Genomic DNA, 14,895 nt, shown 5'->3' with positions numbered 1-14,895 from the left:
GCGACGCCGGTCACGGTGGCGTAGCGCAGGTTCATGGCCTGGACGGAGCGGGCGACCTTGGTGGGTTCGAACATGTCAACGGGAGAGGGTTTGCCGGTGTCGATCTGGCAGAAGTCGCAGCGGCGGGTGCATTCGGAGCCGCCGATCAGGAAGGTCGCTTCCTTGTCTTCCCAGCACTCGAAGATGTTCGGGCAGCCGGCTTCCTCGCAGACGGTGTGCAGGCCTTCTTTTTTCACGAGGTTCTTCAGGCCCACGAATTCCGGGCCCATCTGGACCTTGGCCTTGATCCACTCGGGCTTGCGTTCGACCGGGACGGCTTTGTTGCGCTGTTCAACGCGCAGCAGCTTACGGCCTTCAGGTGCCAGGGTCACTGGAGTGCTCCTTCGGGGCTGGATACGAGTGCTTCTTCGTGCTTGCGGAACTCTTCGATGAAGCGCTCGGCAATGTCGGCCGGGTTGATGGTCTTGCCGGTCTCGATGGACATGGTGGTGACGCTCGCGTCGGTGATGCCGCACGCGATGATCTGTGCGTAGGGAGCGAGGTCATTGCTGCAGTTGATGGCCACGCCGTGCATGGTCACGCCGTCGAGGACGCGGATACCGATCGCGGCGATCTTGCGGTCCGGACCCTTGTCGTCCGCGAGGACCCAGACTCCCGCCCGGCCTTTGACCCGCGTGGCCTTGATTCCGTAGTCCTCCATGATCGCGATCATGACGGCTTCGAGACGCTCGACGTAGTCACGGATCCCGGCGCGGTTCTTCAGTTTGAGGATGGGGTAGGCAATGAGCTGGCCGGGTCCGTGCCAGGTCAATTTGCCGCCACGGTCCACGGGAACAACCGGCGTGCCGTCAAACGGGCGCTCGTGGTCCTCCGTGAGCTTGCCTGCCGTGTACACTGCGGCATGTTCAAGGAGCAAGACGGTGCTGGGTTTGTCGCCGGCAACAACCTTGTTGTGGAGTTCGCGCTGGATATCCCAGCCCTGCATGTAGTCAACGAAATCCGGGGCAAGACCCAGCTGTGAAAACTCAAGAGTCATGGGGACAAGCTTAGACCCCGCGGGGCGCAGCCCATGATTTTGTGGCCAAGCTCTCAGTCGTACTCGGCTTGCTTGCAGGGCTCCGGTCCTTGGCCTGTGGATAACTTCTGCGGGAATCCGCGATTTCCGGTATTTGTTGAGGCATGGAGACTTTTTCGACCTGCGGGAGTGCCCAGGACCGTGAGCGGGACAGGCCCTCCCACGGGATCGAACCTTCCGAACCTGTGATCCCGGGCTTTGTTGCGGTGCGTGAACTGGGCCGCGGCGGAAGAGCCACGGTGTGGCTCGCAACGGAACAGCGGTCGGGGAAAAGCTTCGCCGTGAAATGCCTCGGCCGGAAACCGGAGACGGCGGATCCACGCGACGCCAAGTCATCCCTGCTGCGTGAGGTGCGGCTTCTATCCAGGCTGGACCACGAGCACCTCGTCAAGGTCCATGGCGTTGTTGAGTTGGCAGAGTCCGTCGACGGCGGCTTGGGCGTGGTCATGGACTACGCCCCTGGCGGCTCGCTTGGGCAGTTGGTGTCCAGCAGGGGGAGTCTTGGCGTGGGCGAGACAGTGACCATCCTGACGCCCCTGGCACAGGCCTTGGCCTATCTGCATTGCCAAGGAGTGACACACTCCGATGTTTCGCCCGGAAATGTCCTCTTCACCGCGCAAGGGAAACCGCTCCTCTCGGACATGGGCATTTCCCGCATGGTGGGGGACGCCTCGGGGGTTCCGGACTCGGGCACCCCAGGATTCGCGGATCCTGCTCCGGCTGTCCGGGGGACAGCGGAACTGGAGCCGCAGCGCGATACCTACGCCCTCGCCGCGCTTGGCTGGTATTGCCTCACGGGTTCCGCCCCGGACACTGCGGCACGCCGGCCGCCCTTGACACTGTTGGTGCCTGCGGTGCCTACTGCCTTGGCCGTTGCGATCGAGGCCGGGCTTCATCCAGAGGCGCAGCAGCGGCCGTCCGCGGCCGAATTGGGTGTTGCGGTCTACCGAAGCGCACCGCCGGAAGCTGTGGACCTTTCCGTTTCGGTGCACGCGACGGTTGTTCCGGAACTGATGACCCGGCGTCGGGCTTCCGCTCCTCGCCCAAAGCGCGCCCGCATCGCGGCGCTTTTCGGCCGCTTCCGCCCTCCAGGGTCGGGACGCAGACACCGGCGTGCGGTTGCGCCGGTTTCGGCACGACGGCGGGCGGCGCCCGTCGTGCTCGCTCTGGGGATGATTGCGGGCGCCGGATCAGTAGCCGCTGTGTGGTTGGCTGGCGCGGTGTGGTGGGCTGGCGATCGAGGACCGGGAGCCGGGCAAACGGCCCCTGGCCCGGCGTCGAGTGCTTCCCAGGAAGAACGAGTCGCGAGCGAGCCCGGCATGCCGCGCAATACCCAGCAGGGGGCCGGTCCCGATAAAGTCCCGGTGGAGGCAGAAGTTCCCGGGGTGGTATGGGGCCGGATCCGATCCGCAAACCCGGAGGAAGCCATACGGGGACTGTCGGCACTCCGGGACAAGGCGCTGAGTTCCGGAAAGTTCGAGCTCCTGGAACACGTCAATGTGCAGGGCTCGGCGGCTGCCGCCTCCGATGGAAAGCTCAAGGACGAATTGCTCGGCGCCGGCTTGGTTCTCGCGGGCTTTTCCACCACCCTCTCGAGCGTGAGTGTGGAGAGACCTTCCAGCCCGGACCGGGCAGCAGTTGCTGTCACGGTGGAAACGTCCGCCTATGAAGAACGGGACGCAGCAGGGGAGATCGTCGGAGCGCGGCCCCGGGGCGAACCACAGGAACTCAGGGTGGTTCTCCTGCGTGGCGAGGACGCGTGGAGGATCACCGAGATCCTGGCCAAGCAGTCTTAAATGATCATTTGCCGCCGCTTGCCACCCATTGGGCGGCATCCGCCAGCGCGGGGTGCTGCCAGGCAAAGCCTGAGTCCACCAGCCGTGCCGGTTCCATGCGCTGGTTGGCGAGGACAAGTTCCTCCGCCAGATGGCTGCCGAGGACCAATCGCAGCGCGGGGGCAGGTACGCGAAGGAACGCAGGCCGGTGCAGGGCCGCCGCCAACTGCGCAACGATGGCGTTGACGTCAGCGCTTTCCGGGGCGCACACGTTGACGGGACCTTCGAGCGCCGAGTTGAGCAGGTATTCGAAGGCTGAAACTTCATCCACAAGGGAAATCCAGGGCCAATATTGCCGGCCGTTTCCCAACGGTCCGCCCACGCCCATCTTCAACAACGGAAGGAGCGGACCCAGCGCTCCGCCATCAGGGCTGAGGACCACGCCGGTGCGCGGCGTCACCACCCGCACGCCTGCGGGTGCCGTGTGGGCGGCGGCCTCCCAATCGACGCACAGGGTGGCCAGCATGCCTTTGCCTGGCCCCGCGTCTTCCCGGAGCAGGCCGGCACGGGACGAGCCGTAGTAACCCGAGGCGGACTGGCTCAGGAATGTTCCGGGCGGAGTTCCCAGCCGTCCCATGGCTGCCGTGAGAGTTTTTGTGGTCCGCAATCGTGAGTCGATAATTTCGCGCACGCGTGCTTTGGTCCAGCGCCGCTCCCCGATGCCTGCACCGGAGAGGTTGACCACAGCGTCTGCGCCATCGAGTACCGCCTCATCCAGTTGGCCCGCGGCCGGATCCCAAGACGCTTCGCCGGTTCCTTCAGGCGGGCGGCGAACCAGCCGGACGACGTCGTGCCCGCTGCCGAGGAGATGCGCGGAGAGCGCAGTTCCGATGAATCCCGAGGCACCCGATATCACGATTCGCATGCCCTATCTCATCATGGCAAGCATCACTCCGGCATTACGGCAGGCCTCAAAAGCCCTCGCGACTCCTTTGACTATGATCGAACAATGACCTCCTCCAGCTACTTCCGTTTCCCGCATTTGCACGGTGATTTGATCACCTTCGTGGCCGAAGACGACGTTTGGATTGCGCCCGTGGCCGGAGGCCGCGCGTGGCGGATTTCGGCCCAGCAGCTCCCTGCGCGCAATCCCCGCTTCACCCCGGACGGCAAGCGGCTTGTGTGGACGACGATCGTCGGGGCTGCTCCCGAGGTGGTGACAGCGAACGTCGACGGCGGCGGGTACCGGCAGTTGAGCTACTTCGGTCACAGCACCACCCGTGTCAAGGGATTCACCTCCTCAGGCGACGTTGTGGTCACGACGGCTTTTGAACAGGCCGAGGGGCGGCACACGCATGCTTACGCCTTGCCGTTCGACGGCGGCCCCGCCGTCGAGCTTCCTTTCGGCCCCGTCGAATCGGTGGCGTTCGGCCCGGAAGTGGGGGACGAGCGACCCGTTGTCCTTGCCAGTGTGCTGTCGCGCGAGCCTGCCTGGTGGAAGCGGTACCGTGGCGGTACCGCCGGTAAATTGTGGATCGACGCCGACGGGAACGGCGAGTTCGCCCGCTTGCTTTCCGGGCTCGACGGGAACCTCGCGGACCCGCTGTGGGTAGGCGGACGGATCGCCTTCCTCTCGGATCACGAGGGCTACGGAAATCTTTACTCGGTGCGGCCGGACGGTTCGGACCTGCGCCGGCACACCGATCACGAGGACTTCTACGTCCGGCACGCCGCGAGCGACGGCAAGCGGGTCATCTTCGAATCGGCTGGCGAGTTGTGGATCCTGCCGAGTCTTGAGTCCGACGCCGAGGCAGTACGGCTTGACGTCAGCCTGGGCTCGGCATCCCAGTCGCGGCGGCCGGCACCCCTCAAAGTCGCCGCCCACTTGGGCGACGTCTTCCCCAACGCGGCCGGTTCGGCAAGCGCTGTGGAATCCCACGGAACCATCCACTGGCTGCGCCACAAAGACGGACCGTCCCGCGTTGTCGAAGCGACTCCCGGCGTGCGGGCACGGCTTCCCCGGCCCCTTATTGACGGTCGTATCGCCTACGTAGCGGACCATGACGGCGTCGACGCCATCTACATCAAGAGGATTGCCCCGCGCTTGTCGCAACCGGCGGTCGAAGCACCAGTCCAGGACGCCGCACCCGCCCGACGCGAAGGTGAAGAGGACGGCGCCGGACAACTGCCCCGCCCCGTCTCGGCATCGGCGATCACGGGACAGCCCGAGACGTCCGGGGTTCGGCTGCAGGAACCGCACGCGGAGCCAGCTGCGGCGTCCGCGGATAGCGTGACTGCACCGATGAGCGCCACACGTGGCGGAGCCGAAGAGCCACGGCTCGACTTCCTGAGGATCGATTTCCCCAGGGCAGCCCGTCCGAGCGCCCTCGAAGCCAGTCCCGATGGCAAGTGGCTTGCCGTGGGTACCGCGTTCGGGGACGTTTACCTGGCCGACACTGCCAATGGCACCTTGTCGCGGCTTGTCAGCGTAGGGGACGGCAGCATTGACGGCCTCGCGTGGTCGCCGGACTCGCAATGGCTCGCATGGTCAGAGCCTGTGACATCCTTCGGCTCACGGAGCAAGTTGCGCATGGTCAACACCGCCAACCCTGGAGACATCGTGGAGGTCACGGACGGCCGCTTCTGCGACGAATCGCCGGCCTTCACTCCCGACGGAAAATTTCTGGCGTTCCTCTCGAACCGCAGCTTCGATCCCGTGTACGACGGCCATGCCTTCGACCTGTCGTTCCCCAGCCCCATCAAGCCGTACCTTGTGGCACTCGCTGCAGCCACTCCTTCGCCTTTCGGCCCGGTCGTGGACATGCTGGACGAGGAGGAAGCGGACGCCGTACCCGAAGGGGAGAACGGCGCAAGGAACGCCGAGAAGGACGGTACCGGGGATGGTGCCGGAACCGCCCTCACGGTCCGGGTGGACCGTGAGGGCCTGCCGTTGCGCGTCATCGGCGTCCCGGTGCCGCAGGGCAACTACTCGGCGCTTTCGGCCTCCGGCGGCGCGCTGCTGTGGCTCGATACCCCCCTCTCAGGCGTCACGGGAGATGGCCGTGGCACGGTGCAGGACAAGGCACCTGCTCCAGCGCTGGTCCGCTACGAGCTTTCGAAGCAGAAACAGGTCACACTCGTCCCCGCCGTGGAGCGCTACCGACTCTCTGGAGACGGCAAGAAACTGGTCTTCGTCAATGACAAGCAGGTTGTCGCCGTACCATCCGACGCCAAGGCCGAGGAAGAATCGGGAGAGCTTGTCAAGGTTGAGCTGAACCGGATCCGGATGGTCTTGGATCCGTTGTCCGTATGGGGACAGGCATTCGACGAAGCATGGCGGCTGCAGCGGGACTTCTTCTGGACCGAAGACATGGCGGGCCAGGACTGGGATTCGGTCTACCGGCGGTACCGTCCCGTCGTCGAACGCCTCGGCTCGCACGACGACCTGGTGGACCTTCTGTGGGAACTGCACGGTGAGCTTGGCACGTCCCACGCATACGTGCGTCCGGCTGCGGTGGGCGAACCAGGGAGCAACGGACAGGGCAGGCTCGGTGCCGACCTCAAGCTCACGGAAGCCGGTTGGGAGATCACGCGCATCCTGGCGGGAGACACTTCCGACCCTCTGGCCAACTCGCCGCTGACCCGGCCGGGAGCCGACGCGAAGGTGGGCGACGTGATCCTGGCGATCGACGGCGTCGGGCTCTCCGCAGACCGAACTCCGGCCAAGCAACTGGTGGGCGCAGCGGGCCGGACCGTGGAACTCACGATCCTGAACGGCGGCCGGCACGCCGGGGCGGCAGGCCGGCAGCGGCGGATCGCCGTGGTTCCAGTGAAGGACGAGGAACGCTTGCGGTACCAGGAGTGGGTTCACGCCAACAGGCGCACCGTGCGCGAGGCCTCGAATGGAAAGTTCGGCTATCTGCATGTACCGGACATGATGGCCAATGGCTGGGCGCAGCTTCACCGGGACCTTGACACCGAGACCGCGCTGGACGGGTTGATTGTCGATGTCCGGCGGAACCGCGGTGGCCACACGTCGCAGCTCGTGGCTGAACTGATCGGCCGCAAGGTCACCGGCTGGAGCATGCCGCGCGGCGAAAAGCCGCGTACGTACCCGCACCACGCCCCGCGCGGCCCCGTCATTATCCTCGCCGACGAATTCGCCGGCTCCGACGGCGACATCATCACGCAGGTGTCCAAACTCCGCGGCATCGGCCCGGTCATCGGCACCCGGACCTGGGGCGGCGTGGTCGGCATCGACAACCGTTTCGCCCTGGCTGACGGCACCGGCGTGACCCAGCCGCGCTATGCCACGTGGTTCTCCGGCGGCATCGGTTGGAGCGTGGAGAACTTCGGGGTTGAGCCTGACATCGAAGTAGTGTTCCCGCCGCACGCCTACGCGGCCGGTACCGATCCCCAGCTGGAGTACGGGATCGGCGCGCTCAAGGAAATGGTGCAGGAACTACCCACGGACCGGCCACCGGTGCGTGAAGGCTACCGCAAGCTCCGCCCGGCCGCGTTGCCCGCAAGGCCGCACAAGAGCTAGCTGGAGGCCCGCACGACGAAGTCCCCGCCCTTCCGGAAGGAAAGGCGGGGACTCGCTTTTTGGACAGGTTTCGGACGGGTTGCCGCTAGGAAGCGAGCGTGGCATCCAGCGTGATCGGGGTTGCCCGGAGTGCCTGGGAAACCGGGCAGTTGAGCTTGGCGTCTTCGGCGAGGCGCTGGAATTCCTCTTCGGAAACACCGGGGATGCGTGCGCTCACGGTCAGGTGGATGCCCGTGATGCCTTCGCCTGGCTGGAAGGTGACGTCGGCCTTCGTGTTGACCTCCTCCGGCGTGAAGCCTGCGCCTGCGACGCCGTTGCTGAAGGCCATCGAGAAGCATGCCGAGTGCGCGGCGGCAATCAGCTCTTCGGGGCTGGTCTTGCCCTCTGCGGACTCCGCGCGGGCCTTCCAGGTGACGTTGAAGGTTCCGAGTCCGGAGCTGTCCAGCGTGGTGTTGCCGGCGCCTTCGATCAGGTTGCCGTTCCATACGGTGTGTGCGGTGCGTGTTGTTGCCATGTCCACTCCTCAGCGTCGTTGCGAATTGGCATCCGGATACCGGATGCCGCCGGGTTCAATCCTAGGGATTCGACGGCGGCCGCGCACCGCTTGTCCGCTCTCAGAGGATTGTGACTGCCGTGGTTCGGGCGGCCACGGATTAAGCGGCGACGGCCGCCCGGACGAATGGTCCAGGCGGCCGCGCGGTTTGCTCCGGTCAGCGCTTTTCCGCTCCTACTGCCAGATCGTTGCGATGGCGATGTTGAGCAATCCCAGGCCGCCGACGCCATGGGCCAGTCCTGTTGAGACCGGTTCGCCCTTCTTGACCTTGCGTGAGCCGATGACGGCGAGCACGGCCACGGCGAGGCCGATCGCGAACTTGATGCCCAGCTTGAAGTAGTCGGGGTGGGTGTTGGGCAGCATGGGGAGGATTCCCATCATGGCAATGCCGGTGATCAGCTGCACGAAGGCGCCGTCGCGCTGGCGCGGGTGGACGGTCGGCTGCTTCATGGTGGCGATCCAGTAGCCCACAATCATGGCTGCGCCGACGATATGCAAGAACAGCAGGACGTTGAAGAGGATAGTCATGGCTCCAGCTTAGCCAGATTCTTCTACGAGCCGTAGCAAAGCCACGGAAGAAAATGCATGCAAAGACGGGAAGGTCCCGGCGGTTTCCCTCCGGGACCTTCCCGTCACGTGATGATACTTATTAGAGGCCGAGGTCGGCTTCGAAGGCACCTTCCTCAAGGCGGGCCCTGAGGGTCTGCAGGAAGCGGCCGGCGTCGGCACCGTCAACCAGGCGGTGGTCGTACGTGAGGGACAGGTACATCATGGAGCGGATGGCGATCGAGTCGTCACCGTTTTCGTCCGCAACCACGACAGGACGCTTGACGATCGCGCCGGTGCCCAGGATGCCCACCTGCGGTTGGTTGATGATCGGCGTGTCGAACAGTGCGCCGACAGAACCGATGTTGGTGATGCTGAACGTACCGCCGGACAGCTCGTCCGGACCGATCTTCCCCTGGCGGGTGCGGCCGGCGACGTCGGCGATCTTGCTGGCCAGGCCGGCAAGGTTCAGGTTGCCGGCGTCGGAAATGACCGGAACCAGCAAGCCCTTGTCGGTGTCCACCGCAATCGCGAGGTGTTCCGCGTTGTGGTAGGTGATTTCCTGCTTGTCTTCGTCATACGCAGCGTTCAGCTTGGGGTGCTGCTTCAAGGCTTCGGCCACGGCCTTGGCGATGAATGGCAGGAAGGTCAGCTTGACGCCGTTCTGGGCCTCGAAGGAGCCCTTGGCCTTGAGGCGGAGCTTGGCGATCTTGGTCATGTCGACCTCGTGCACCTGGGTCAGCTGCGTTGAGGTTTCGAGGGACTCGCGCATGCGGCGGGCGATGACCTGGCGGATGCGGGGAGCCTTCTCCACGGTACCGCGGAGCGAGGAAGCAGCCACGGGGGCGGCAGCAGGCTTGCCGGGTGTCGCGGGAGCTGCGGCCGCCGGCGCAGAAATCGATGCTGCCTGCGCAGCCGTTTTCATTGCGTCGGCTGCGGCGAGCACGTCCTGCTTCCGGATACGGCCGCCGACGCCGGTGCCCGTCACGGTGGTGATGTCGACACCGTTCTGGTTGGCAAGCTTGCGGACGAGCGGGGTGACGTAACCGGACTCGCTCGAAGACGCTGCGGGTGCCGGAGCTGCTGCCGGCGCGGGTGCGGCTACCGGGGCAGCCGGTGCTGCGGGTGCCGGTGCTGCTGCCGGCGCGGGTGCGGCTTCAACGACGGGTGCCGGTGCGGCGGGGGCTGCAGCCACAGGTGCCGGGGCTGCGGGTGCTGCCGCAGGTGCGGGTGCCGCTGCGGCGGGGGCGCCCGAGCCGATGACGGCAAGGACAGAGCCGACTTCAGCGGTCTCGTCCTCGTTGACGCGGATCTCAAGCAAAGTACCGGCCACGGGGGAGGGGATCTCGGTGTCGACCTTGTCGGTGGAGACCTCGAGGAGCGGTTCGTCCACCTCGACGCTGTCGCCCACGGCCTTGAGCCAGCGGGTGACGGTGCCTTCGGTGACGCTTTCACCCAGGGCGGGGAGAGTCACATCGTGACCCGATGCCTCGCCGGAAGCTGCCGCCGGGGCTGCGGCTTCTTCGGCGACGGGAGCCGGTGCTGCTTCAGGTGCCGGTGCTGCTTCAGGTGCGGGGGCTGCCGGTGCTTCTTCCGCAGGTGCGGCGGCGGGCGCTGCAGCGCCGTTGCTGCCGCTGCCGATCCGGACCAGGGGAGCGCCGACTTCGGCGGTCTCGTCTTCAGCCACGAGGATTTCTTCGATAATGCCGGCAATAGGAGACGGGATTTCAGTGTCTACTTTGTCGGTGGAAACTTCGAGCAGGGGCTCGTCGACTTCCACTCGGTCACCAACCTGCTTGAGCCAGCGAGTGACGGTGCCTTCGGTGACGCTTTCACCAAGGGCGGGCAAGTTAACGGATTCAGACATGTCGTCCCCGTTCTCCTTATTGATCTTTAGTGCGGATGAGTGTTGCCTGCTGGGGTGGGGGGGGGGGGGGGGGGGGGGGCGCCCGCAGTTCGTGCGGGCGCAGGACCGGGTGTCTTGCGTAAAGACTTAGCCGTGGAGCGGCTTTCCTGCCAGCGCGAGGTGGACTTCGCCCAGGGTCTCGTTCTGCGTCGGGTGTGCGTGGATGAACTGTGACACGTCCTCCGGGTGTGCTTCCCAGTTGACGATCAGCTGTGCTTCGCCGATCTGCTCGCCCATGCGGGAACCGATCATGTGGATACCGACGACGGGGCCGTCCTTCTGGCGGACCACCTTCACGATGCCGCCGGTGCCCAGGATGGAGCTCTTGCCGTTGCCGGCCAGGTTGTATTCCTGGGTCTGGACCTGGTCCTCGCCGAACTTCTCCTTGGCGCCCTTTTCGGTGTAGCCGACGGTGGCGATTTCAGGTTCGCAGAAGGTGACCTTCGGGATGTTCACGTCTTCGACGACTACCGGGTTCAGGCCGGCGATCTCTTCGGCGACGAAGATGCCCTGCTGGTAACCGCGGTGGGCCAGCTGGACGCCCGGGACGATGTCGCCGACGGCGTAGACGTTGCCGACGCCGGTGTGCAGGCGCTCGTTGGTGATGACGAAGCCGCGGTCGATGGTGACGCCTGCCTCTTCGTAGCCGAGGTTGGCGGTGACGGGGCCACGGCCAACGGCAACCAGGAGGAGATCGGCTTCGAAGGTCTGGCCGTCAACCAGGGTGACCTTCACTCCGTTGTCGTCCTGCTCGACGCCCTGGAAGAAGACGCCGGTGCTGAACTTGATGCCGCGCTTCTTGAAAGCGCGCTCAAGGTTCTTCACGATGGCGGTGTCTTCGTTCGGAACGAGGGAGGGGAGGCCTTCGACGATCGTGACGTCGACGCCGAAGGACTTCCACACGGAAGCGAATTCGACGCCGATGACGCCGCCGCCGAGGACGATGACGCTCTTGGGGATGTAGTCCATGGTCAGCGCTTCATCGGACGTGATGACGCGGCCGCCGATTTCCAGGCCGGGCAGGGAACGGGAGTAGGAACCCGTGGCCAGGACGATGTTCTTGCCCTTGTAGGCTGTGCCGTCCACGACGACGGTGTCGGTGCCCTGCAGCTTGCCTTCGCCTTCGATGACCGTGATGCCCTTGGACTTGATGAGTCCCTGCAGGCCCTTGTACTTACCGGCGACGATTCCGTCCTTGTAGGCGTTCACGGCCGTGATGTCGATGCTGTCCAACGTGACGTTGACGCCGTACTTGGCGGAGTCGCGTGCGTGGTCGGCCAGTTCGGCCGAGTGCAGCAGGGCCTTGGTGGGGATACAGCCGTTGTGCAGGCAGGTGCCGCCGAGCTTTCCCTTCTCGACGAGGCCAACGGTGAAACCAAGCTGAACGGCACGCAGAGCCGTGGCGTAGCCGCCGCTGCCGCCACCGAGTACCAGGATGTCGAATTCTTGCGCAGTTGCCTGATCGGCCACTAGGACGCTCCCTCGCGTGAGCGATGACACGCGACTACGCGTCATCTGGTCTTGGAACTTGTACTGCCGCGATTATGCCAGCACCGAAGTTCTCTTGCATTTGTGACTACCGTGGTTCACCTTAGCGAACCACTTATCCATGCTCCACCCTGCCGGGGCATTTGTGGGGCGCTTGTGGCCAGACTCACGTCGGGCCGTGGGGCCGGTCATGAACCGGCCCCACTTGGGACTTGCTTAGGCCGTCGCCAGCACGTCTTCGACGTAAGCGAGCAGCGTCCGGACAGTGCAGCCGGTGCCTTGCTTGGGCGTGTAGCCGTAGGGGCTGCCGTTGTTGAAGGACGGGCCGGCGATGTCGACGTGCGCCCAGGGGATCTGCTTGCCCTCGGCGTCCTTCCCGACGAACTCACGCAGGAACACGGCCGCCGTCATCATTCCACCGTGGCGTTCGCCGATGTTGGCGATGTCCGCCACCTGCGAATCGAGGCTGGCCCGAAGCTCTTCCGGCAGCGGCATCGGCCACACGAGTTCGCCCGCGCGGTCTGCCGCGGACTTGAGCGCGCCCGTGACGGAGTCGGAACCCATGACTCCGGCAGTGCGGTTGCCGAGGGCGATCAGCTGGGCGCCCGTCAGCGTCGCGACGTCGATGATGGCGTCCGGCTGCTCGAGGCTGGCCGCGACGATTCCGTCCGCCATGACCAGGCGTCCCTCGGCGTCGGTGTTGAGGACTTCGACCGTCTTGCCGCCGTACACGGTAAGGACGTCTGCCGGGCGCTGTGCAGCGCCCGAGGGCATGTTCTCGGCGATGCAGAGCCACGCGGTCACCTTGACGGGCAACCCGAGCCCCGCGACGGCCAGGACAGTATTAAGTACGACGGCGGCGCCCGCCATGTCGCTCTTCATGTCGCCCATGCCGAGGGCCGGCTTGATAGAAATGCCGCCGGTGTCAAAGGTGATGCCCTTACCGACCAGGGCGATCTTCTTGGTGGCCTTGGCCGGGGCGTACTCCACCTTGACGAGGCGCGGCTGGCGGGTCGAACCTTTTCCAACGCCCAGGATTCCGCCGAACCCGTCCTTTTCGAGGCGTTTTTCGTCCCACACGGTGACCTTGACCGGCAGCCCCTTGGAGAGTTCCTTGGCAGCTTCGGCAAAGGACTCCGGGTAGAGGTGGCTCGGAGGCTCGTTGACCAGCGTGCGGGTGGCGTTGACCGCGCGTCCCACGAGCAAGGCCCGATCGAGCGCGGGCTGGACGTCCTTGCCGTCAAACGCCGTGTGGATCAGGACCTTGCCGACCGGGTCCTTGAGGCCGTCCTTGCTGGAGCGGTGCTCTGTATAGGAATAGGAACCCAGCACAGCGCCTTCGGCGACGGCTGCGACGTCGGCGAGGGACGCCGTCGGGAGGGCCAGTGTCACGGAGGACAAACCGGCAAGTTGGCGGACGGCGGATCCCGCAGTCCGGCGCAGGGTTTCCTCGGCCAGGAGGGCGTCGTCGGCGACTTTGCCGACACCCGCCAGGACGAGGACGCCCGAACCGGTCTCCGGAAGACCCGGCAGACGGTGTACCTGATCGGCTGCTCCCGTGATGCCGAGGAGGCCCAATGAAGCCGCGAGGGTTTCCGCGGCCTTCGCGCCCAAGGGGTTCCCGAGCAGTACCGGCCCGTCTTCCCCCTGACCGACGGCTATCACGAGTGCGTCGCTGGGCGCCTTCTTCAGGTCCTTGGCGATAGTGCCAAGGGTGATGTCTGTAGTCTTCACCACGAGGATTTGTCCTCATCTCTCTCTGCATGGCTTGGCCGGGCTGCATGTTAGGCGCCCGGCCCTGGTACCCCTCCGTTGTCCGCCTGGGACAACGTCGGTGGTTGCTTGGGTCCGCACACGGCGGCACGTCTCGATCGTAGTCTGTCTGCCGCGCCGGAAAGCAATTAAATGAGAGTTGCGGCACATTGGCCGACAGGAATGCGCGGCCCGTCCGGGGCGTTGTACCAATACAGGGAGCGTGGCCGGCCGCCAAGGCATCCGCTGCGGCGTGCAGCCGCCTGCTCCTCCAATGAACTTGAAACTGCGAAAGGAACATGCCGTGCTTGAACGGATTTCCGGCTCACTCCTTGACCCTGAGTCGCTCTACGCGAGCAACATCGAGCTCTTCCACAGCCCGGACACCAGGGGCCTCAACATGCTGATGGGCTTCACGGGATTCGCTGACGCCGGGCACGTGGTCCAGCAGATCAACCGGGAACTGCTGGATACGCTCGAAGTCGAAACGGTGGCTGTGTTCGACGCCGACCAGCTCATCGACTACCGCACGCGCCGTCCCCACATCAGCTTTGTCGAAGACCATCTGGAAGACTACAAGGCCCCTCAATTGGCGCTTTACAAGCTGAATGACGGCTTGGGCGAGCCGTTCCTGTTGCTTGCCGGTTTTGAACCGGACCTCCAGTGGGAGCGTTTCGCGCGCGCCGTCGTCGGGATCGTGGAAAAACTGGACGTCAACCTGGTGACCTGGATCCACTCCATCCCTATGCCGGTTCCGCACACCCGGCCGGTTGGTGTCACGGTGCACGGCAACCGTCCGGAACTCATCGAGGGCATTTCCACGTGGAAGCCGACGGTCGAGGTTCCTGCGGCCATTGGCCACATCCTCGAGTTGCGGCTGGCCGAAGCCGGGCGGAAAGTGGCCGGGTATGTCATCCACGTCCCGCACTACCTTGCGGATGCCGAGTACCCGCCGGCAGCGGTGGCGGGACTCGAATACCTCGGTGCAGCCACGTCCCTGATGCTGCCGACGGACCGCCTTCGCGAGGCCGGCAGGGAAGTGGGCAGGCAGATCGCCGAACAAGTGGAAGCATCCGAGGACGTCCAGCAGGTCGTTTCCAAGCTGGAGTCCCGCTATGACGACAAGGCCGAGGGAACGGTCCGCCGTTCGCTGCTGGCCGACGAGAACGACGAATTGCCCAACGCCGAGGATCTGGGCGCGGCGGTTGAGGCGTATCTCGCACGTAAAGATGCGCGCCCATAAAGCAGCTTTAA

10 protein-coding genes and 1 pseudogene are annotated in these 14,895 nt (G+C 65.2%); 3 read left to right on the top strand and 8 right to left on the bottom strand.

Annotation, left to right across the window (positions count from 1 at the left end; genetic code table 11):
* Positions 1-371: pseudogene (locus tag AC3WJM_RS14895) on the bottom strand (lipoyl synthase); the annotation flags it as partial.
* Positions 368-1,036, bottom strand: coding sequence for a lipoyl(octanoyl) transferase LipB (lipB, locus tag AC3WJM_RS14890; RefSeq protein WP_059389125.1), 669 nt, complete (start codon positions 1,034-1,036; stop codon positions 368-370). The gene lipB and the pseudogene AC3WJM_RS14895, both read right to left, overlap by 4 nt.
* Before the next feature lie 143 nt (positions 1,037-1,179).
* Between lipB and AC3WJM_RS14885 the strand changes: the two genes are divergently transcribed.
* Positions 1,180-2,871, top strand: a complete 1,692-nt coding sequence (locus tag AC3WJM_RS14885; protein ID WP_492272254.1) for a protein kinase domain-containing protein — start codon at positions 1,180-1,182, stop codon at positions 2,869-2,871.
* A gap of 4 nt (positions 2,872-2,875) precedes the next feature.
* On the opposite strand, the gene AC3WJM_RS14880 is transcribed toward AC3WJM_RS14885, so the two are convergent.
* The gene (locus tag AC3WJM_RS14880; RefSeq protein WP_492272253.1) at positions 2,876-3,775 is read right to left on the bottom strand and encodes a TIGR01777 family oxidoreductase; all 900 of its coding nucleotides are present in this window, start codon (positions 3,773-3,775) and stop codon (positions 2,876-2,878) included.
* A gap of 84 nt (positions 3,776-3,859) precedes the next feature.
* Here AC3WJM_RS14880 and AC3WJM_RS14875 point away from each other — a divergent pair, with 84 nt between their 5' ends.
* Positions 3,860-7,396 carry a S41 family peptidase gene (locus tag AC3WJM_RS14875; RefSeq protein WP_492272252.1) on the top strand — a complete coding sequence of 1,179 codons (3,537 nt, stop codon included), beginning with the start codon at positions 3,860-3,862 and terminating at the stop codon, positions 7,394-7,396.
* Between the two features lie 85 nt (positions 7,397-7,481).
* Here AC3WJM_RS14875 and AC3WJM_RS14870 read toward each other — a convergent pair whose 3' ends face one another.
* From AC3WJM_RS14870 to AC3WJM_RS14850, 5 genes are all read right to left on the bottom strand, one after another.
* The gene (locus AC3WJM_RS14870) at positions 7,482-7,910 is read right to left on the bottom strand and encodes an OsmC family protein (RefSeq protein WP_078105540.1); all 429 of its coding nucleotides are present in this window, start codon (positions 7,908-7,910) and stop codon (positions 7,482-7,484) included.
* A 213-nt stretch (positions 7,911-8,123) separates the two neighbouring features.
* Positions 8,124-8,477, bottom strand: a complete 354-nt coding sequence (locus AC3WJM_RS14865; protein ID WP_284990744.1) for a hypothetical protein — start codon at positions 8,475-8,477, stop codon at positions 8,124-8,126.
* Between the two features lie 121 nt (positions 8,478-8,598).
* Positions 8,599-10,362, bottom strand: a complete 1,764-nt coding sequence (gene sucB, locus AC3WJM_RS14860) for a 2-oxoglutarate dehydrogenase, E2 component, dihydrolipoamide succinyltransferase (RefSeq protein WP_284990743.1) — start codon at positions 10,360-10,362, stop codon at positions 8,599-8,601.
* Between the two features lie 126 nt (positions 10,363-10,488).
* Positions 10,489-11,871 (bottom strand): dihydrolipoyl dehydrogenase, encoded by a 1,383-nt coding sequence (lpdA, locus tag AC3WJM_RS14855; protein ID WP_492272251.1) that lies wholly within the window; start codon positions 11,869-11,871, stop codon positions 10,489-10,491.
* Between the two features lie 234 nt (positions 11,872-12,105).
* On the bottom strand, positions 12,106-13,626 hold the full coding sequence (locus AC3WJM_RS14850; RefSeq protein ID WP_284990741.1) for a leucyl aminopeptidase: 1,521 nt from the start codon (positions 13,624-13,626) through the stop codon (positions 12,106-12,108).
* A 319-nt stretch (positions 13,627-13,945) separates the two neighbouring features.
* Between AC3WJM_RS14850 and AC3WJM_RS14845 the strand changes: the two genes are divergently transcribed.
* On the top strand, positions 13,946-14,884 hold the full coding sequence (locus AC3WJM_RS14845; protein WP_441437399.1) for a proteasome assembly chaperone family protein: 939 nt from the start codon (positions 13,946-13,948) through the stop codon (positions 14,882-14,884).
* Positions 14,885-14,895 lie beyond the last annotated feature (11 nt).

This window comes from Arthrobacter sp. FW306-1B-G06A (genome assembly GCF_058781765.1).
Note: the sequence above shows the minus strand (reverse complement) of the source record. Positions and strands in the feature narration are given on the sequence as shown.